This window comes from Candidatus Manganitrophaceae bacterium, assembly GCA_012960925.1.
Lineage (GTDB): Bacteria > Nitrospirota > Nitrospiria > SBBL01 > JAADHI01 > DUAG01.
In genome coordinates this window covers 1-1,074 of the sequence record DUAG01000020.1, presented here as the reverse complement: position 1 = coordinate 1,074, position 1,074 = coordinate 1, and the positions used below count along the sequence as shown (strand labels likewise).

Genomic DNA, 1,074 nt, shown 5'->3' with positions numbered 1-1,074 from the left:
CGAAAAACGGTCCCCCCGGGGACCATTTGGGGACCACTTTGGGGTCCAAAAGCTGATTCGGATAAGAGAAATGAGCTCCCAGGGCGTCAAAGCCCGAATCTGCAATCCGGGGTCGCAAAAACAACTCTTACAGAGCTTGCTTGCGATGTTCAACGTCATACAGACGCTCAGAATTGGAACACCGACAGGCCCGAATCTGTGTGCCGTCGGTCAAACCGGTGGCGCGTAAGGAACATGCGAAGCAGAAGAAGGCGGCCTCACCGTCGGTCAACATATTCGGGCCTGTGTCATATTGGAGGATTAGGGTTTGTAGGAAGGCCTGTTTCCTCATTGCTTTTCCTCCTACTTCCTATTGGAAGGATTGTGTCACAGACGGACTTCGCGGCACGAGTTCGTGCTGACCTAATTTCTGCAGGAAGGGCCTCTTACAAAGGCTTGCTTGCTTGATGCTTGCTTATGTTCAAATTTGCGACCTGTTTTTGCGACCCCTCACAGAGATTCCGGCCTGTGTCATATGAACATAGGGCTTGTAGGGAAGACTGCGTCCTCATTGCGTTTCCTCTTATTTTCTGTTGGAAGGACTGCACAGACGGACTTCGCGGTACATTCAGACAGAATTCGGACGGCATCCTGGCTCCTCCTGGAGCCTCCTGAGGCCTTCTGAGCGTGTCGAATCCCTCACACCGGCCGGTCCGGAGGCCACCCGCGCGAGCCCACTCCCGCACTGGCCGACAAAAGAAATTCCCATTTTGATACCGGGTTGAACGCTGCGGAAGCCCTAAATCGGACGCCAGTATCGGGAAGGCCAGATCGAATGCCGCGCCAACAACACCGCTTTGTGCTGATTTGACTTTTCGGAAGCCCCTAATCCATTTTGGGGGGGTTGAACGCTTCGGAAGCCCTAAATCGGACGCCTTTATCGGGGGGCGCAGATCGAATGCCGCGCCATCGACACCCCTTTGTGCTGATTTGACTTTTCGGACGCCCCTCATCGGACGCCTTTATCGGCGAACGCAGACGACAGGCCGGGATCACGCAGAGGGGTCGCAAAAACAGCTCTTTTTCGGACGCCAG

Annotated in this window: 1 protein-coding gene; it reads right to left on the bottom strand. The window is 54.8% G+C overall.

Going from position 1 to position 1,074, the window contains the following annotated elements; all coding sequences use genetic code 11:
• Nucleotides 1-127 precede the first annotated feature (127 nt).
• Nucleotides 128-331 carry a hypothetical protein gene (locus tag EYQ01_03400; protein HIE64859.1) on the bottom strand — a complete coding sequence of 68 codons (204 nt, stop codon included), beginning with the start codon at nt 329-331 and terminating at the stop codon, nt 128-130.
• Between the last annotated feature and the right edge of the window lie 743 nt (nt 332-1,074).